Source organism: Okeania sp. SIO2B3, assembly GCF_010672525.1.
GTDB lineage: Bacteria > Cyanobacteriota > Cyanobacteriia > Cyanobacteriales > Microcoleaceae > Okeania.
In genome coordinates this window covers 40,241-58,498 of record NZ_JAAHGH010000022.1, presented here as the reverse complement: position 1 = coordinate 58,498, position 18,258 = coordinate 40,241, and the positions used below count along the sequence as shown (strand labels likewise).

The following is an 18,258-nucleotide window of genomic DNA, read 5'->3' as shown; positions in this document are numbered from 1 at the left end:
TAGCAGGAGCAGGATTATTAGCAGCATGGGCAAATCGAGACAAAAATAGTGAAATTAATCTCACAGCACAACCAAATCAAAATGGATTAGCAACTTGGTCAGTACCAAAAGCAGACAAAGATGCAGCCAAATCACTAGGAGGTAAACAATATCAACTACGAGTTTATGATGTCACAGATATAGACTTAGACTCACAACCAGCTCAAAGTGTGCAGCAGTATGATTGTTCAGAATCAACCACAGAAAAACAACTAGATTCTCTAGAAGCAGAACATGAATATCAGGCAGAAATAGGTTATGTAACAGATGATGGTCAGTGGTTAAAGTTAGCTCGTTCAGAGAAACTCAGGATATCAAGACCAGAAATTGTCACGAGGGTGGATGAAAATCCAAGTATAGGAGTATCAACACCAGAATCAGAGGTAGAGACAACAGATACAGGAACAACACCAGTTGATGAAAATCAAACAACTCCAACAGATGGTATTGGAATAGGGGAAATAGCATTAGGATTAGGAGGAGCAGGATTATTAGCAGCATGGGCAAATCGAAAACGGGAACTAAATAGTAAAATAAATCTGAAATCCCATCATAGTAAAAGTGCATCAGCAACTTGGTCAGTTCCAGAAGCAGACAAAGATGCAGCTAAATTATATGGAGGTAAACAATATCAACTGCGGGTTTATGATGTCACAAATATTGACTTAGAATCACAACCAGCTCACAGTACAAGGTATTATGATTCTGAAGAGTCAAATCAGCAGTGGCAAGTAGGAAATTTACTAGATGATTGCGAATATCAAGCAGAAATAGGCTATGCTACTAATGATGGTCAGTGGCTACCATTGGCTCGTTCTAACCGAGTTCGGATATCAGAATATCGTGTAGATGAAGATAAAAATGTAGCACAAGAACCAGAAATATTAGGTAAAACACCAGTAAAATGGGTATTACCTCCGTGTAAAATTACTATTGCTCCTGATAATCCAGAGAATATGATGGTAGCTTGGGAAGTTCCTCAAACTGTGAAAAATGCAATGAAGGAACAGGGGGGAGAACAATACCAGTTGCGAATTTATGATGTTACAGGTATTGACTTGGATACACAGCCAGCATACAATGTACAAGCCTATGATTGTGAGGAATCTACTCAGCAAAGGCAGGTACCTGTTTTTGTTAGTGACCGCGATTACCAGGCAGAAATAGGCTATGTCACCGATGAGGATGAGTGGCTAAAATTGGCTCGTTCTAACCGTATCCGGATGCCTGTACCTAATTTTACTGTAGACAGTGATGAAGTAAAAAGTACACAGTTAGATACAACTCCCACTACAGCAACGATTCCAGAGGAAGCATTGAAATCTAGTTGGATTACTATAGTGCCTCACGATCGTCAGAGTGCTTGTGTTCATTTAGTAGTTTCTCAAGCTGCTAAAGATGCAGCCAAACAACAAGGTGGACAACAATACCAATTGCGGATTTATGATGTTACAGATGTTGATATAGACTCACAAAAAGCTCAAAAGATACAACAATACGATTGTGAGGAGTCTATCCAGAAAAAAGAAATACCTATCAATGTTAGTTCTCTTAGTTATGTTGATTATTTAGCAGAGATTGGTTATGTCACTGATAATTTGCAGTGGCTAAGGATTGCTCGTTCTAACCCACTGCGAATAACTGTTTTGACTCAAACTGAAAATCTTGAGGCAGTAGGAACAATTCTTCCTGGTGAAGCAACTATTGGTGCAGATTTAATTTCTCAAAGATCGGGAAGCAAAGAAGAAACAGCGATCGCAACAAGCAACATCACCCCTGGTGACTGTGAAATTCAGCATCTTGTTGTCCATAGTCGTAACAATTGCTATTCACTAAATGATGCACAAATTAAGGGAATGCAAGAAACAGCAGTCTCTGAAACCCTTGAACCAGGGATTTATATTGTGCGGATTAAAAGTGGTACATTTTGTTACGGTTCTAATATCTGTCCCTCTGGTGAACCATTTGTTTTACTTTGGATTTTTGGTGGAAAAGTGAAGAATAAAAAGACAAATATTCCGGTTGGGCAAACCTGGTCAACTTTGAATGGGTCTCACGAAACACTAACGTTAGAGGTCTTGGAAACGACTACTTTGTATGCCTTGTTTGTCGATACTTATCCTGATGATAATAACGGAGAACTTACTGTTTCTGTAGCTAAGTTATATTCCTAAGTAATAGGGTGGGTAAATTTCGTAATATTTACCCATCTACATTATATTATATCATTTTCGGATGATCGCTTACGGCGGTTTTCATTTCGGTAGACCACAGGGACGTTAACGATAGTTATGCGCCAGCAAATGGCCATTTGCTAACGTAGAAGCTTTCCGCTTTGCTCCGCGACCTGAAAAGTTAATGTACTGCTGCTGCTGCTCTATAAAACTGACACAAAGCGTCACATAACATGACAAATTGATAGCGTAGCTCCTCCGGAGGAGGCTGTTTACTTCCTGCTTCTTGTGAGGCCGTCGGCGGTTACTCATCCACAGGCATTCACGGTCGAGCCGACCGCATCTGTACAGTCTATACCTGCATTTAAGTCTTTGTCAATCAACATCAGAAAAAATCCTCAAACCCTAACTGCGCCGTTTTAGCCTAGGGAGCGGGATTTCTTCTGAGGTCTATGTCTATATAGATAGACTGCCAGAAATGTTTAAGTCGCGATTAGTGCAGAAGATACAAAGCGTCACCATCGTTACTACTTGCGTGTGAGAACTAGCGTATTATATCGCGCTCCGTATCGCAAATTGTTAACTAAGTCGAAACTCCCATGAAATTCACCATATCCGAAAACGTAATTATCAAGAAACCTCTCCCTGCAGCAGGTATTGTTTGCTCCAATCCTCAGCGCGCTCAGCGTCTAGTCAACCGTTATTTTCCTTCAGCTCAATTGCATACCGACAGTTGGGGCATAGTTATTTACACAGGTAGTTACCAGGGACACTATATGTTTGTTGCCAGTGTACCAATGGGTGCTGGCGGCTCTGGCTTTGCCTTTCTGGAAATGTATGCTGCTGAAGCTGATTATATTGTTCGCTACGGCTCTAATGATCGATATGTAACTCCAGACAATCTTAGAGACATTAATATCATTGACGAAGCTAATAACCTTTATGGCTTGATGCGCGATTCGGGTCTTTCTGCTTCACAATGGGGTCAGAGTGTTTTTGCTTCTTCCTTACTGGTAGACAGTCTTCGGCATCAGACAGAATCACTGTTTTACCCAGTACAGTTAATGATTTGCCATCATGTTGAAGATTATCATGCTTATAATTACCCTGAGCTAATCGGAGAAAGAACTGATAATGTTAAAAGTCTGATTAATATCTTAGAAAGCAGTACCCAGAAAAAGAGTGCCTGGGATATGGAAACTGCTGCTTTGTTTTGGCGAGCGACACAGTTTAAAAAACACGCAGTAACAGTTCTACAGTCCTTAATTAAGCATCGGGGTGAAACAACACCCTATGAAGGAGAGTATGGACGTATAGCAACAGAAATGGAACAAGTTTTTGGTCAGTTAATTTTAGACAGCTTAGTGGCAATTGTTTCTGTGGAGAACGTGCATTCTTGACATCCTCCCCGGCCTAAAGGCACGGGGATTCCTACCGAGCTGCAGCTCTTCGGCGGGTTAACGTTTCACAGGCTGCTGCACCCACCCCTCTTGCTCCCCTCCCGGGAGGGGATGGGGGTGGGTTACGCTTGCCTCCACGTCCGTTTAATGTCTCGGACTGCCCGCCCGCGACTAATATATTTATTGCTGCATTCTCATCTCTATCGTGTCTTGTACCGCAGTTGAGACACTCCCATTCTCGCACCTGAAGGTCTAACTTACCACCTTTAAAGCCACAGCATGAGCATATTTGGGACGTTGGTTCCCAACGACTAATTACTCTAAAATTACGACCATATTTTTCTGCTTTTCCTTCTAGGAATGTTCTGAAAGTTCTCCAACCTAAATCAGAAATTGCTCTGGATAATTTACGGTTTTTCACCATACCAGAAACGTTTCCTTCGGAATGCTTCGCAAACAAATATTCTAAAACAATTGTTTGGTTTTCACTAATTATTTTAGTAGATAATTTATGCAGAAAATCAGTTCTTGTATCTTTCAGTTTGGCATGTTTGCGCAGCATTCCGTAGGAAAATTTAGCTACCCTCAACCTAGCTTTTTCATATATTTTAGATCCTTTAGTTTTTTTAGATAATGATTTGCTTAACTTTCGATATTTCTTAATTCGTTTCTTTAGTGGTTTTGGTGCATCAATTTTTTGACCATTACTTAATGTAGCAAAAGTTTTAATTCCTAAATCTATACCTACTGAATTATCCGTTTTTGGTAAAGTTTCTGGTTGTATTTCTACTACAAAACTAAGAAAGTATCTATTAGCTGAATCTTTGATTACTGTTACTGAGCTAGGCTCACTGGGTAGTTTTCGCATAGCAGGCTACTTTAAGCTTTCCAATCTTAGCTAAATAAACTTTATCTTGGTGTACTTTAAACCCTCTCAAGGTAAACCTGGCAGTCTGTTTTGATTTCCTGGTTTTAAATTTGGGAGGTTTTATGGCTTGGCCTTTTCTCTGGCCTTTTGTCGAACTGAAAAAGTTTTGATAAGCTTGGTTTAAATCATTCAGTGATTGCTGTAATGGTACAACTGAAACCTCTGATAACCATTCTTTGTCTTCAGTCTTTTTTGCTTGAGTAATAAAGAGTTTTTGTAGCTCAGAATTAGTGGGTTTCTTTTCTCCTAATCTGTACTTTTCCTGACAGCAAGCTAGACTATCATTCCACACAACACGAACACAACCAAACAGCTTTGCTAATCTGGCTTTTTGTCCCGGTGCTGGATAAATACGATACTTAAATCTAGCTTTCATAATTTTTATTTAAACTAATAATATGATAGCATACTTACTACTTTTTCACCAATAAACCAATAAACCAATAAACCAATAAAAAGTCGCCCGCTTATGGGCGAGGCTTCAGACCCATTTTCTTGGTGAGCAGAAGTAATATAAAATCCGGTAGCATCGGTGTAATTAGATGGGGGGATGGAGTACCCACCCCTAGCCCCTCCCAGGAGGGGAATGTGGGGAGATGGGGAGATGGGGAGATGGGGGGGATGGGGAGATTTGTATATTTGCACAATTAAATGTATTTCTTATGAATATTCTCCCCAGGCAATGAATTAGCCCTGCGGGGGAGTAGGGGAGTAGGGGAGTAGGGGACCCACCCCTCGCCCCTTCCCCTCCTAGGAGGGGAAAATAGAAAGATTTACTGTTTACAGCAGTTTTCCTGCACGGTAGACCACAGTAGGGACGTTCCATGGAACGTCCCTACAAGGTTTGATGTGTGAAGATGTGGTTCATCAATGAGCAAAAGCGCTGTAAGCAAGAGGATAAGTTTTTTCATCACTAATTATTCGGACATGATATTATATCATGTACAGTTGAATACTTATACATAAACGACTGAGGAGTCAGGAGTCAGGAGGGAAGAAAGAAGAAGAAAGAATAAAGAGGAGAAAGTTTTTTTGATCACTAATTATCCGGACATGATATTACTCCGAAGCCAACGGATTTGATATAACTTCTGAATACTTCTACTATAATGATTTTGGCTTTATTATCAGAGATCATCCGAACATGATATAAATCATTATAATTTAACTGAGACGGGAACCCAATAAAAATTAGACCTCTCCGGAAAAGAGGGAGTAGGGAGTAGGGAGTAGGGGGAAATAATATCATGTTCGGACGGGTCAGTTATAAATAAAATTTAAGGACTCCGGGTACCGACAGTACCAAAGAAATACTGAAATTATCAATACTATTCCTCCAATATTTATTTCCTCCTAACTCGGTTGTTCCCCTCCCCTCCTGGGAGAAGCCCGCGGGTGGGTTGACTCCTGAGGACTCCCTTATTATTTATAACTATTCAACCGGACATGATATAATTGATAATTTATGCACGATAATTGATTTGATTTTTGATTATCGGAGATGTCTATTGAATAAATTAAGCAGAAATACTTGATGGAGCCAGATAATTAGGGCTTGCTGATTAAATATCAAAGCATTGACTGATATTGGTAAGTGCGTTTTTTGGCCTTTAAAAAGTGCGCCTGTTTTCAGCTCAAAAAGCCCATGCACGCTAGTATTTTGGGATGATTATGGCAGAAAAATCACTCTGACAATAATTCCTCCTACCTCCTCTATAATTCCCATTTCTCCAGTATAGCTGTCTTCCCCTCCACCGGAGGGGTTAGGGGTGGGTTGTCTCCTGTCTCCTACCCTCACCCATAAGACTTTTTCAGCAAACCCTAATTAGCAAGCATCATTTCCTACTGACTAATAACTACTTGCCTTTTATACTAAGCTTTGAAGTGCGGAATGTAGGTTTGGGATGTTCCATAAAACATCCCTAAATTCTTTATCTATTTCCTTAAAAATTAACACTAATAAACTGTGACTCTGGCAACGCTGCTATTTCTGTCGAACTTGTGTTCAACACATATCCTAACATTTGATTTGTACCACTCATTTTAATCGCAGTACCCTCTAAAACACCATCATTATTTGGGTCTAAATCCTGTTCTGAAATACCTGCTTTGGTTAACAGTTCGACTTCATCACCGATAAATGGTAAAATCAAACTTGTATTAATCCCAAACTCCTCAAAACTATTAAAATCTTCAAATATCAGATCGGATTTTGTCATCCCTCCTGTTAATCCAATAATATCTTCAGTAGAGTTAAAATCAGTAATAATTGCATTAGGCAATTCAACAGTACTGGGAATTCCTGGAAATAAAGAAATAATATCACTTAAATCTTGTGTTATTCCTGCTAACTCCGTTCTGAAAACATACACATCACTTCCCAAACCACCTTGATAAATACCAACACCAGCATCACCAATTAGAGTATCATTACCCTCTCCACCATTTAATAGATCGGCACCCTTACCTCCATACAATATGTCATCACCAAAACCACCATCAAGAAAATCTGTATCTTTGTTACCATACAAACTATCATTACCACCCCCTCCAAATAACTGATCTTCTCCTCTACCACCAAAATTTAAGTCGTTGACAGATGAACCAGTAATGATATCATCACCACTGAGAGCTAATACTCCCCCAGGAAAAGAAGTAGATTGCTCTACTGTGAGAATCTCATTATCATTATCACTTGTTCCCAATAAACGAGGAAAAGAATCTGAAAAATCTTGAGTAAGTACCATAACTTAGTATGTCTCCTAAATATGCTAAATTTTTTGCTGTTCTATTTATGTCAAATGTTGTCTGTAACTCAAATTAATATTCAAAAGTTATGTCTATTATACTCGCTAAAAATCTGAGCAAAATTTACCCAGTAGCCATCAAAGAACCAGGAATTAAGGGAACACTACGTCATTTTATACGTCGCAACTACCAATATGTTAAGGCAGTTGAAGATATTACATTTGAAATAGACCCGGGGGAAGTAGTGGGGTTTCTCGGACCCAATGGCGCTGGTAAAACTACTACTCTGAAAATGCTCACAGGTTTAATTCATCCGTCTAACGGTATAGTTAAGGTAGCAGATTATGTACCCTTTGAACGCAAGAGAAAATTTTTAGAACAAATTACTTTAGTCATGGGGCAAAAACAACAGTTAATCTGGGATTTACCAGTGTTAGATTCCCTGAAAATTAATGCTGCTGTTTACGGTCTTTCTGACAAAGAGTATTATAGTCGGTTGATGGAATTAACAGAAATGTTGTCCCTAGAGGGAAAGTTGAAGCAACCAGTCAGAAAATTATCTCTGGGGGAGCGGATGAAGGCAGAGTTGATGGCCGCCTTGTTGCATCAACCGAAAGTTTTATTTTTGGATGAACCAACTTTAGGTTTAGATATAAATGCACAAGTGGCAGTGCGGGAGTTTTTGCAAGAATATAATCAACGTTATCAGGCAACTGTATTGTTGACGAGTCATTATATGGCTGATATTACGGCTTTATGTAAGCGCGTGTTATTGATATATCAAGGTCAATTAATTTATGATGGCAGTTTAGATGGTTTACTCGATCGCTTTGCTCCTTATCGAGAGGTACAAATAGAATTACTTAATCCTGTGTCTACAGATGTAGATAATTTTGAGCAACATTTATCTAATTATGGGGAGGTGGAAATGTTGGAAGGTCAGTCAGTACATTTGTTGGTGCGGCGGGAAAATTTAACGGCAACTGTAGCTCAGATTTTGGCAGAATTAGAAGTGCAAGATTTAACGGTGACTGATCCACCTATTGAGGAGGTCATTGGTAGAGTTTTTCGTGCAGGGAAAGTATAGTTGAAATCAAAAGTCAAAATTCAAAATTCAAAAGTTGGAAAATTTCCGAATTCTATTACAGCAGTTACCGAGTTGATGAGGTACAAAGTTGTATTGCTTTAGGGAACAGGGAACAGGGAACGGGGAACAGGGAAGGAATAAATAGTCTGATAACTGTACCTCATTATCCTCAAAATTTCTGTAAGTTTGTAGTTGCGCTTTAGCGCCAAATATATGTACCAGCACTAATAGTTAAAGAGAGATGGCAATGAAATAATTCAACTTTTTGAATAAAGGGTATTTTTAAATGTGGGCAAACTCTTTCCTATATATTACTCAATGTCAAAATCATAAACATCAGTTAGCATTTTTTTGGTCTAGCTTGTGAGGCGATCGCTAAATTACTAATTTATGAACTAATGTAATAAATAATCTGAAACGTTCAATTTTTTAAATTAATTACTATCCTCCAAATAGTTGATTAATTCTTTCTACAAATAAATATTATGACTAATATTCCCCCAGAAATTCAACCCTATAAACGTCACGCTTGGAAACCAATAACTATTGATGGAGATGGAGATTTAACTGCTTCTAAATTTGCAGGTAAACCTTGGTTAGGAAAAGATGAACAATGGCCGAAATGTCCCCATTGCCAAAATCCTTTACAATTCTTTCTTCAGCTAAACCTTAATACCCTATCAGAAGCATTAAAAAATGAATTTGGTAGTGGTATTTTACAGATGTTTTATTGCACTAATGAAGAACTACTTTGTGATTGCGATTATGAAGGATGGGAACCATTTTCCGACATTCATTTAATTAGAATAGTTCAGCCAGAAGGAAAAGCACAAGATGTAAAAATTCCTGAAAATCAAGAATTTTTTCCTCCTAAATTAATCGTCGATTGGCAATATCTAGAAGATTATCCTAATTATGAAGAAGCAACAGAATTTGGTGCAGAATTAGATTTGAATTTAGATGAATTATTTTTCGATAATTTCCCAATTGAAGGAGATAAATTAGCAGGTTGGCCTCTATGGGTTCAGGGAATAGAATATCCTAATTGTCCGATTTGTGGTGAAAGAATGCGGTTAGTTTTTCAGGTTGATTCTGAAGATAATTTACCCTTTATGTTTGGAGACCTTGGTTGTGGTCATATTACTCAATGCAAATATCATAAAAATCAGGTAGCATTTGGTTGGGCTTGTGCCTAATATAGTACTTATAATACTTATAATATTTTTCCTTCTTCCTTCTTCCTTCTTCCTTCTTTCTTCTTCAACCATGAAAAAAATCATCAAAATAGCCAAAGTTTTTCTATCTACTTATTACGCCTATATGTTAGAATATAGAGCCGAATTATTCTTATGGATGTTGTCATCTTCTTTGCCTTTTATTATGATGGGAGTCTGGGTAAAAGCTTCAGTAGCAGGTGAATTTGCATTAGATAAATCGCAGTTTTCTCATTATTTCTTAGCTGTATTTATTGTCCGCTCAATTACTCCTGTTTGGGTAATTTGGGATTTTGAAATAGAAGTAGTTCAGGGGAAATTATCTCCTAAATTATTACAACCTATAGATCCGGTGTGGCATCATTTCTTTGGTCATATTGGAGAAAGGTTTGCTAGAGGACCTTTTGTATTAGGTTTAATATTATTATTTTTTGTTCTGTATCCCAGGATATTTTGGCTGCCAAGTTTGAGCAATTTTTTGTTATTTTTAATTGTAGTAATAATAGCATTTGCATTACGATTTTTAATTCAATATACAATGGCTTTATTTGCCTTTTGGATAGAAAGAGTTAGCGCCCTTGAACAGCTTTGGTTTTTACCTTATATGTTTTTATCGGGAATAACTGCTCCATTAGAAGTGTTTCCAGAGTCAGTTTATCAAATAGCGTTATGGACTCCGTTTCCTTATATAGTTTATTTTCCTGCTTCTATCTTAGTGGGTTTGCCTGTGGATATTGGGCGTGGGTTATTGATAATGTTTGGTTGGGGTGCGATATTTTTGGGATTAAATCGTTGGTTGTGGCGAAAGGGGTTAAAACAATATTCGGGGATGGGGGCTTAATAATTAATAATTAATAATTAATAATTAGGGCTTGCTGAAAAAGTCTTTTAGTAGGAGACAGGAGACAGGAGACAACCCACCCCTCGCCCCTCCCCCTCCCAGGAGGGGAAGACAGGAGGAACGGGGAACTATAGAGGAGATAGTAGGAAGAATAGCCCCTTAATTTTTCTGCCCAACTCTTGAGCAAAATCCGCTCATTTTTGAACCATTACCACTTAAAACCTCGCACTTTTTGATACTTAAAAAGGCTAAAACTTTGATATGTAAAGACTTTTATATTTAATCAGCAAGCCCTAATTAATAATTAATAATTAATCATTACCTCTCCTTGAAAAGAAGATGATTGACGCTTATAGCGGTTTTCATTAACATAGAATACAACTATTTCTGTAGCTTATTAAACTTTAGGTATATCTATAATTTTTACTGTAGTCAACATGAGTGAAAACCGCTATAAATAAAATGTTTTCTTCTCTTGGTTTTAACCAGAGGTAATTATCCATTATCAATTAATGAATCCTTCCTTCTTCAACCATCAAAAATTGCGGAAACTTTCAAATTAAGCGTTCTAAATCTAGGAGATAATACTAAATCATTACCAGAAAAACTACCGACTTCTGTATAATTTTTGCCAATTAATTCTAATATTAGAAGAGTTTGATTTTCAGGGTCAACAATCCAATATTCAGGAATACCACAATCTTGATATTGAATTCTCTTCGCAATATAATCTCTCTCTCTTTGTATTTCTCCAGGACTAACAACTTCAACAACTAATAAAGGAGGAGACATAGAAAGGCGAATTGTATTCCGCTTTAATAATTGTTGAATATGTTCTTCTCGGATTATAGTCAGATCGGGATAACGGTTTTTCGGCTCACCTCTAACCTCTAATTCTAATCCTTGACCCCGTACTTGACGATGACCTAAAAGTAAGGCAAATTTCAGCAACAAGAAAGTAGCAATTTCAACATTTAAACCTGATTCTTGAGGAATTTCAATTAATTCACCATTAAATAATTTACAGAGTTTTTCTGAATTATTACTGTATGATAAATATTCTTCAAAACTTTGAAATTTATGTTTAACTTGTACTATCAGATTCACTTCTTTCGTCAAGATTGTTTGTATGCGAGGAATCAGGAAAAAAAACAGAAAAATATATATTTTGTCGCTCAATTCAGATAAATAATTTTATCTAAAATAGTGAGTAATAGAAAATCTGGAGGGAGATTATTCATCAGCAAGAAGCTATGTTTTTTGATATAGCAGTTGAAGTAAAGGGTGCAGACATCTCAAAAGCTTAAAACTAAAACAACGCCAGATTTTTCCTTCTTCCTTCTGATATAACTGATTATTTGAATATATTATTGACCGAAAATTTTTGGTCTCAAGCCTCCCCTTTTAAGGAAATAAAAAAAGAGAATATTCCTTATGTCAAGCCTCCTTATTGCAGAGGTACTGATGACTGATGACTGATAACTGATAACTGAAATTACCTACACCAATTTTTAACTTGATGAGATAAATATTTTTAGAACTTCAATAAACAAATAAATAACAAACTACAAGAATTGATGACAGAAAATTTTGCTCTCAAGCCTCCCTTTTTCAGGGGATAAAAAAAGAGAATATTCCAGACTTTAAGCCTCCTTATTGCAGAAGTACTGATAACTGATAACTGATAACTGATAACTGATAACTGATAACTGAAATGATATTGTTCCTAATCTTCCTCAATATACTCTGCTATACTCGGTAAGTGGCCAATTTTGGCAGTAAGTAACTGAGGACCAGCAACAATAATTTTTATTGCATCTTCCTCTACAAGCTCAAACAAATATTCTTCTAAACTAGGTCTTTCTATTACTTCCTGAATGTCTAATTCTACTTCTTTTTCTTTAGCTTTACGTTTTACCCGTTTCAAAACATCATTAGCTAGAGCGCGATAACCATCCAACATAGAGTTTTGAAGTTTATGCAAAGGATTAGACCCTAACCAACCAGTTTGTCCCAGTTCCCCAATAACATCATTAATTGAATTATTATTAATAAAAAATACAACTCTCAATTTAGCTTGATTTTGTTGAGCTTCTGAGATTCCTTTCCCCATTGCTTTATCGTAAGCATAGGGATTTGCAACTACTAACCAAATATTCATATCTTACCGAATAATTAAGGTTTAAAGCCTCTCCTTTCAAGGAGAAACAAGAAAAAATTTTCCTTTTAGTCAATCCTCTTCTTTTCAAGGAGAGGTAATAATTAATTATTAATTATTAATTATTAATTATTAATTGTTCAAACCCCCAGCCCAAATAAAGGCCAATAAAATTTCGCCATTGCCAAGAATATCAAAGTCCCTACTAATTTTAGCAATAAGCCACGCTTAAAAGCTTCAGCAGGCGACACATAACCACTACCAATAATAATGGCCATTACTGGGGTACTTACTGGCAAAAGAAAAGCCAGACCTGATGGCAGAGTAATACCCAATGTCATTGCTCTAGGGTCTATGCCATATTTAGCTGCTAAAGCAAGTCCAACTGGCATCAAGACTGCCACAGCAGCAGCATTACTCATTCCTTCTGTCAATATGGTAATAATCAACACCATTGCTACAAAACAAATTAAACCAGAATTAATCCACGATCCCAATAAGCTCTCTGCTAATGCTTGTGCTGCCCCCGTATCTCTTAATACTGCACTTAGAGCAATAGCACTACCATACATCAAAAAAATACCCCAGTTAACATCTTCTTCTACTTCTTGCCAACTTGCTAACCCAAAAATGAAGCTACACATCACCCCAAAAAAAGCTATTGTATCTAGTCCCCAAACTGTTCCTCGAAAAATCCACAATAAAACTATCCCTGTCACTAATACTAATGTACCAATTTCTCTTGGTGAAATTCCTCCCAGACTTTTTGACCTAATTTTGAGAAATTTTAGGGCGTTTGGTAAAGACACAACTGTACCTTTTCCTATTTGGAGTAAGATAAAATAAGCCACTGTCAACAGTAATATGACTAAAGGAATAGACCAGATAAACCATTCCACAAAACTGACATCGTATTCTCCATTAGTGGTGCTGCGAAGAACTCCTAATGCTAGTGGTGCTCTGGCACCTCCAAGTAAAGTTGCAATACCACCAATACCGCAACCCCACCCTAAAGCTAAGAATGCTGCTAGTCCAAAACGTCCACCGGGTTTAGCTCCTGCTGCTTGTATAACTTCTATCACCACTGGAAATAACATTGCCGTAACAGCATAGGAACTAATCACAAAAGACATTACAGCGGAAAGAATTAAAATAGAGGCAATTAAAGTATTCTGGGTCTTGCCAAAACGGGAAACTACTGTTAGTGCTAGACGGGTACTCAGTCCTGAACGTTGAATAGGACTGGCTAAAATAAATGCTCCTAATACGAAAAATACTGCTTTGTTGCCGAAATAAGCATAAGTTTCTGTGGCAGACATACTACCACTTAGGGGGATTAAAAATAAGACCATTAAGCCTGTGACTGCTACTGGTAAGGTATTCGTTGCCCACAGGAAAGCTGTTACTCCAAATACTGCTAAAGCTCCTTTTGCCTCTTTTTCTATTCCTGCTATTGGAAACAGGAGAATACTTACATAGATCAGTGCTGCAGCTACAAACCAAAGCCAACGATACTTAGGTTGGCGAGATATGCGTAACCAACTACGAAGATGTCTGATATTTTCCATTTACATGAGTTAAATTGCGGAGAGTGAACTACCCCAACTTGCTACGCTAAAGTTGGGGCTTCTGAACTCACAGGGGAGTGCCTCAAGACGGACTTACGCCCAGCTTTTGGTCTTACTTCCCCTCCTTCAGCAGCAGTCCTGGTTCCCAAGACTGATAATTGTCTGATGCCTTCTATTCTGATATTCTTGCTGGCATTTTCATCCCTATCATGGTGTGTGCCACAATTCGGACAAGTCCACTCTCTCATCTCTAATGGCATTTCTGACATTTGGTAGAGACAATTACAGCAAGTTTTAGAACTAGGAAACCATCTGTCAATTTCTATTAACAAACCACCTTTTTGTTGTAGTTTATACTCAAGGAAATTGACAAACATCCCCCATCCGACATCAGATATTACTTTAGCTAGCTTATGATTACAAACCATACCCTTGATATTCAAGTTCTCAACGACCACTACCTGATTATCATTGACGATTTTTCTTGATAATTTATGTAGAAAGTCTTGACGGGCATTACTAATACGTTCGTAAACCCTAGCCACTAGCTGGCGTGCTTTTTGTCTTGAAATACTTCCTTTTTTCTTACGAGCTAATTTCGCTTGTTTTCTTGCTAAGTTTCGCTCATGTTTCTTGAGGTGCCTCGGATTACCATATTTAGATGTTTTTTCTCCATCATGGGTAATACAGAAATCTTTTAACCCCAGATCTATACCAACAACCTTACCAGTTAACACAATCTCAGGAGTTTCTTGTTCAGTGTCGAATAACAATGATGCATAATACTTTCCTGTGGGTGTTTTAGTAATAGTTACAGTTTTTAATTGACCGTCAAACAATCTATGAATTGAGGCTTTAATTACCCCTACTTGAGGGATTTTCACTCCATTGTCAACTACAGATGTGTTTTGAGGATATTGACAGGATTGCTTCCCATGATAAGATTTGAATCTCGGGTACTTAGCCCTTTTTTCAAAAAAGTTCTTAAATGCCTTGGTTAGGTTCAGGGTCGTTGACTGCAAAACTTGAGAATAACATTCTTTCAACCATGCAGTTTCTTCAGATTTTTTTAGTTTGGGCAAAACTTGATTGAGAGCAACTTGGCTTAATCTCTTGCCTGTTTGTTGATAAGTTTCATTGCACAGGTTTAAGGCATAATTCCACCACCATCTAGCACACCCCATAACTTGAGTTAGTTTTTGGGATTGTTCGGCTGATGGGTAGATTCTGACTTTGATGGCTCTGTACAAAATAGATAGGGCAAAAAAACTCAGGTTGACAACAAATTATTATGGCACAAGATTTGCTGAGAGTGGTCGCTCCTGCAGATTATCCACTGGTCATAATTCATCCTCACTCTATAGAGGGATGGGGAATTCTTGCGACATTGGGTTAAATTGGTGATGCTATGAGGAATTTAAAATAATTTTTACTCTTTCAATATGGCTTTGATAACTGATTGAGATGTTAAATTTTACACTATTTTAACTTGTGGCAAGCTAAACATTTATGATATCATAGTAAATATTTCAAGTCAAGAATAATGATGAAACTTTAAATTCCTAAAATTCCTATTTTTATTTGGGATTTAAACTTTGTTTTTTATAGGTATGTTGTGAATGGAAAAAATCAATCAAACTGGTCTAACAGTATGGTTTACTGGTTTAAGCTGTGCTGGTAAAACTACTCTGAGTTTAGCTGTGGCAGAAGAGTTGCGATCGCTTGGTTATACGGTAGAAGTTCTTGATAGTACTGTTGTTCGTCAAGACCTTGGTAAAAGTTTGGGTTTTAGTAAAGTAGACCGAGATGAAAATATCCGCAGAATTGGGTTTTTAGCTCATCTTTTAACTCGTAATGGTGTAATTGTTTTAGTCTCTGCTATTTCTCCTTATAATCAAGTTCGGGCTGAGGTTAGAAAAAGAATTGGTAATTTTATGGAAGTATATGTGAATGCACCTTTAAAAGTTTGCGAAGCACGAGATAAAAAAGGACTTTATCAACTTGCCAGAGCTGGAAAAATTAAAGAATTTACTGGCATTGACTTACCTTATGAAGCACCTCCTCATCCTGAAGTTGAATGTCTAACTGACTTAGAAACAGTTGCTGAAAGTAAGGAGAAAATTATACTGAAGATGAATAATTTAGGTTATTTAGAACCTAGCGATCGCTCTCATATTAACGGTAATTTTGTACGAATTTAGGAAATTTATTTAATATCATGCCCGGTTGAACAGTTATAAATAAACGACTAACGAGTCAGTATTCAGGAGGAAATAAGAGGAGGTTTTAAGATATTAAGGAGAAGGCAGTTTTTTTTATCACTAATTATCCGGGCATTATATTACTCAACTGAGAAAAACTAGAATTATAATTCGTAAGCATTAAACTATTAACATTCAGCATTTCCTGGTTCATGCTACTCTTGCCAGGTTTTGTAATGTACAAAACTAACTTACTAAGGTTAGTTTGTTACTTTTTTCTTTTCTGCGGAATGCTGTGCAAATATACATTTTGAATTCTCCTTCTAAAATAAGAAGCTGATAGCTAATAGCTGAATGCTGACTGCTGAATTTACTATAATTCAGATTGATATAACTGAGTTCTTAGTCTTTTTAATTCTGTCTCAATTGACTGATTTTGAGCTTCTGATAATTGAAATTTTGTTTGATAATCATATAACTGACTACGTAACTTTTCTAATTCTGACTCAACTGTTTGAAGTTGAGGTTTTAATACACTCAGTTCATCTTGAGATTCCATTGCCATAGGTCGTAATTTTTCTAATTCCTCTTGAAATTGTAACAGTTCATATTTTAATCTTTCTATTTCATACTGTTCGGGATTAACCTCAATTTTCTCACCATTATAAATATGATCGACGACCTTTTCTGTCATAATATTTCTCACTTCTTTCAGATGAATTCTATGTAAAAATGGGTCTGAAAGTAAAGGAATATAATACATACAGTCAGAGAAATAATAATGCGTTACTTGACTATATCTGGTGCGGTTTTTATCTAAAACTGGACTACCTCCATGTAGTAAATTTGCAGCCCAAATTAAAGCTTGCCCTTTCTTAACATAAAGTTCTACTTTTTTTAAACCATTATGTTCAATTAATGACTGTAAAAACTCTTCATATATAGGATAAACATCATAAGGTTTATTTTGATAACTACCTGTAATTCCTAAGTCGTTTAAATCAAACATTGGTAATTTATGACTGCCAGGATAATAATGTAGCGGACCATTATTTGCATCTATATCTTCAAGAGCTATCCAAACTCCACACATAAATCTAGCTGGCATTGAACTAAAATGTATACTGTCACTATGAGTAGATTGTTGAGTACCAAACTTAAAATTTAAAGTTTGAAATGGGATTGGTTCTCGCTGATAAAGTATTTTTAATAAGTTAATAATTTTGGGAGAAGTGGCAATTTTTTTGACATCTTGATTGAATGTCCAAGCATCCTGAATTCGGTCGTGATAAATCCAAGCTGATTCTACTTTGCCTTTGTCTCCATATATGGGAGTTAAGTCTTTGACTATTCTGTCTGTAGTTTCTGCAATATTTTCTATGCCTAAGTCGTCGATGATTATATATCCTTGTTCGGCAAATTGTTTGACAAGTTTTTTTGTTTCTTTGTCTAAAGTTAACTGGCTAAAAATTTCTTCAAAAAATGGCGAATCTACCAAAGGTAAATTCATCAGAGGAGGAGTAAACTTTTTATCTGTTGTTTTGCTCATAATTTGTGCATAAAGAAAGAAGTAAGCAGGAGCAAAAATTTATATATAGCATTTGTCATTTAGATAGTACCAAATTCACGCCAGGTAGTTATATATTAAATCTGTATTTTCTGCCTTAAGTAGAAAATTTTCTAGCACGGAGATATTGTAAATATCGGGACTTTATTCAAAAACACCTGAAAAATTCCCTAAAAAGCTTACATAGAAAAAATTTAACGTCAAATCAGCTTGTTGCTTGATATATCTAGATTTTAGCTATTTGAGCCTTTTGAGATATTTCCCTTGCTCTGTATGCTTTTCAGCTATTTTTGCCCTCAAAAATATCAAAGTCCCGATATTTAATCTTTTTTT

16 protein-coding genes are annotated in these 18,258 nt (G+C 36.8%); 7 read left to right on the top strand and 9 right to left on the bottom strand.

Going from position 1 to position 18,258, the window contains the following annotated elements; translation table 11 throughout:
• The coding region (locus F6K15_RS17585; protein WP_293062825.1) for a DUF4912 domain-containing protein at positions 1-2,213 on the top strand (2,213 nt) is incomplete at its 5' end.
• Between the two features lie 599 nt (positions 2,214-2,812).
• On the top strand, positions 2,813-3,613 hold the full coding sequence (locus tag F6K15_RS17580) for a hypothetical protein (protein ID WP_293062823.1): 801 nt from the start codon (positions 2,813-2,815) through the stop codon (positions 3,611-3,613).
• Positions 3,614-3,644: 31 nt separating this feature from the next.
• Here the strand turns inward: F6K15_RS17580 and F6K15_RS17575 are convergent, their stop codons facing one another.
• Both F6K15_RS17575 and F6K15_RS38440 read right to left on the bottom strand, forming a co-directional pair.
• Positions 3,645-4,481, bottom strand: coding sequence for an RNA-guided endonuclease TnpB family protein (locus tag F6K15_RS17575; RefSeq protein WP_363268175.1), 837 nt, complete (start codon positions 4,479-4,481; stop codon positions 3,645-3,647).
• Positions 4,462-4,917 carry a helix-turn-helix domain-containing protein gene (locus F6K15_RS38440; RefSeq protein ID WP_363268173.1) on the bottom strand — a complete coding sequence of 152 codons (456 nt, stop codon included), beginning with the start codon at positions 4,915-4,917 and terminating at the stop codon, positions 4,462-4,464. Before F6K15_RS38440 ends, F6K15_RS17575 begins: the two co-directional genes overlap by 20 nt.
• A gap of 174 nt (positions 4,918-5,091) precedes the next feature.
• Between F6K15_RS38440 and F6K15_RS17570 the strand changes: the two genes are divergently transcribed.
• Positions 5,092-5,232 carry a hypothetical protein gene (locus F6K15_RS17570; protein WP_293062821.1) on the top strand — a complete coding sequence of 47 codons (141 nt, stop codon included), beginning with the start codon at positions 5,092-5,094 and terminating at the stop codon, positions 5,230-5,232.
• A 978-nt stretch (positions 5,233-6,210) separates the two neighbouring features.
• Here the strand turns inward: F6K15_RS17570 and F6K15_RS17565 are convergent.
• Both F6K15_RS17565 and F6K15_RS17560 read right to left on the bottom strand, forming a co-directional pair.
• Positions 6,211-6,339 carry a hypothetical protein gene (locus tag F6K15_RS17565; RefSeq protein ID WP_293062819.1) on the bottom strand — a complete coding sequence of 43 codons (129 nt, stop codon included), beginning with the start codon at positions 6,337-6,339 and terminating at the stop codon, positions 6,211-6,213.
• Between the two features lie 145 nt (positions 6,340-6,484).
• A complete protein-coding gene (locus tag F6K15_RS17560; RefSeq protein ID WP_293062817.1) occupies positions 6,485-7,288 on the bottom strand; it encodes a calcium-binding protein in 804 nt (267 codons plus the stop codon).
• Between the two features lie 89 nt (positions 7,289-7,377).
• On the opposite strand from F6K15_RS17560, the gene F6K15_RS17555 reads away from it, so the two are divergent.
• From F6K15_RS17555 to F6K15_RS17545, 3 genes are all read left to right on the top strand, one after another.
• Positions 7,378-8,376, top strand: a complete 999-nt coding sequence (locus F6K15_RS17555; protein ID WP_293062815.1) for an ATP-binding cassette domain-containing protein — start codon at positions 7,378-7,380, stop codon at positions 8,374-8,376.
• 485 nt (positions 8,377-8,861) lie between these two features.
• Positions 8,862-9,572 (top strand): DUF1963 domain-containing protein, encoded by a 711-nt coding sequence (locus tag F6K15_RS17550; RefSeq protein WP_293062814.1) that lies wholly within the window; start codon positions 8,862-8,864, stop codon positions 9,570-9,572.
• A gap of 70 nt (positions 9,573-9,642) precedes the next feature.
• A complete protein-coding gene (locus tag F6K15_RS17545) occupies positions 9,643-10,431 on the top strand; it encodes an ABC-2 family transporter protein (protein WP_293062812.1) in 789 nt (262 codons plus the stop codon).
• Positions 10,432-10,959: 528 nt separating this feature from the next.
• Here the strand turns inward: F6K15_RS17545 and F6K15_RS17540 are convergent.
• The 4 genes from F6K15_RS17540 to F6K15_RS17525 form a co-directional block, all read right to left on the bottom strand.
• Positions 10,960-11,529: a Uma2 family endonuclease gene (locus F6K15_RS17540; RefSeq protein ID WP_293062872.1), complete on the bottom strand. Its 570-nt coding sequence runs from the start codon at positions 11,527-11,529 to the stop codon at positions 10,960-10,962.
• 628 nt (positions 11,530-12,157) lie between these two features.
• Positions 12,158-12,592 (bottom strand): hypothetical protein, encoded by a 435-nt coding sequence (locus F6K15_RS17535; RefSeq protein ID WP_293062811.1) that lies wholly within the window; start codon positions 12,590-12,592, stop codon positions 12,158-12,160.
• A gap of 137 nt (positions 12,593-12,729) precedes the next feature.
• Positions 12,730-14,157 carry a DASS family sodium-coupled anion symporter gene (locus F6K15_RS17530; protein WP_293062810.1) on the bottom strand — a complete coding sequence of 476 codons (1,428 nt, stop codon included), beginning with the start codon at positions 14,155-14,157 and terminating at the stop codon, positions 12,730-12,732.
• Positions 14,158-14,198: 41 nt separating this feature from the next.
• On the bottom strand, positions 14,199-15,410 hold the full coding sequence (locus tag F6K15_RS17525; RefSeq protein ID WP_293062870.1) for an RNA-guided endonuclease TnpB family protein: 1,212 nt from the start codon (positions 15,408-15,410) through the stop codon (positions 14,199-14,201).
• A 366-nt stretch (positions 15,411-15,776) separates the two neighbouring features.
• On the opposite strand from F6K15_RS17525, the gene cysC reads away from it, so the two are divergent.
• Positions 15,777-16,358 (top strand): adenylyl-sulfate kinase, encoded by a 582-nt coding sequence (gene cysC / locus F6K15_RS17520; RefSeq protein WP_375341071.1) that lies wholly within the window; start codon positions 15,777-15,779, stop codon positions 16,356-16,358.
• Positions 16,359-16,731: 373 nt separating this feature from the next.
• Here the strand turns inward: cysC and F6K15_RS17515 are convergent, their stop codons facing one another.
• Positions 16,732-17,907 (bottom strand): phytanoyl-CoA dioxygenase family protein, encoded by a 1,176-nt coding sequence (locus F6K15_RS17515; RefSeq protein WP_293062809.1) that lies wholly within the window; start codon positions 17,905-17,907, stop codon positions 16,732-16,734.
• Positions 17,908-18,258: the final 351 nt, after the last annotated feature.

Bases quoted from the DNA above. Each gene is read 5' to 3' on its own strand.
- F6K15_RS17580 (WP_293062823.1), top strand. From the start codon at position 2,813: ATGAAATTCACCATATCCGAAAACGTAATTATCAAGAAACCTCTCCCT.
- F6K15_RS17575 (WP_363268175.1), bottom strand. From the start codon at position 4,481: ATGCGAAAACTACCCAGTGAGCCTAGCTCAGTAACAGTAATCAAAGAT.
- F6K15_RS38440 (WP_363268173.1), bottom strand. From the start codon at position 4,917: ATGAAAGCTAGATTTAAGTATCGTATTTATCCAGCACCGGGACAAAAA.
- F6K15_RS17570 (WP_293062821.1), top strand. From the start codon at position 5,092: ATGGAGTACCCACCCCTAGCCCCTCCCAGGAGGGGAATGTGGGGAGAT.
- F6K15_RS17560 (WP_293062817.1), bottom strand. From the start codon at position 7,288: ATGGTACTTACTCAAGATTTTTCAGATTCTTTTCCTCGTTTATTGGGA.
- F6K15_RS17555 (WP_293062815.1), top strand. From the start codon at position 7,378: ATGTCTATTATACTCGCTAAAAATCTGAGCAAAATTTACCCAGTAGCC.
- F6K15_RS17550 (WP_293062814.1), top strand. From the start codon at position 8,862: ATGACTAATATTCCCCCAGAAATTCAACCCTATAAACGTCACGCTTGG.
- F6K15_RS17545 (WP_293062812.1), top strand. From the start codon at position 9,643: ATGAAAAAAATCATCAAAATAGCCAAAGTTTTTCTATCTACTTATTAC.
- F6K15_RS17535 (WP_293062811.1), bottom strand. From the start codon at position 12,592: ATGAATATTTGGTTAGTAGTTGCAAATCCCTATGCTTACGATAAAGCA.
- F6K15_RS17530 (WP_293062810.1), bottom strand. From the start codon at position 14,157: ATGGAAAATATCAGACATCTTCGTAGTTGGTTACGCATATCTCGCCAA.
- cysC (WP_375341071.1), top strand. From the start codon at position 15,777: ATGGAAAAAATCAATCAAACTGGTCTAACAGTATGGTTTACTGGTTTA.
- F6K15_RS17515 (WP_293062809.1), bottom strand. From the start codon at position 17,907: ATGAGCAAAACAACAGATAAAAAGTTTACTCCTCCTCTGATGAATTTA.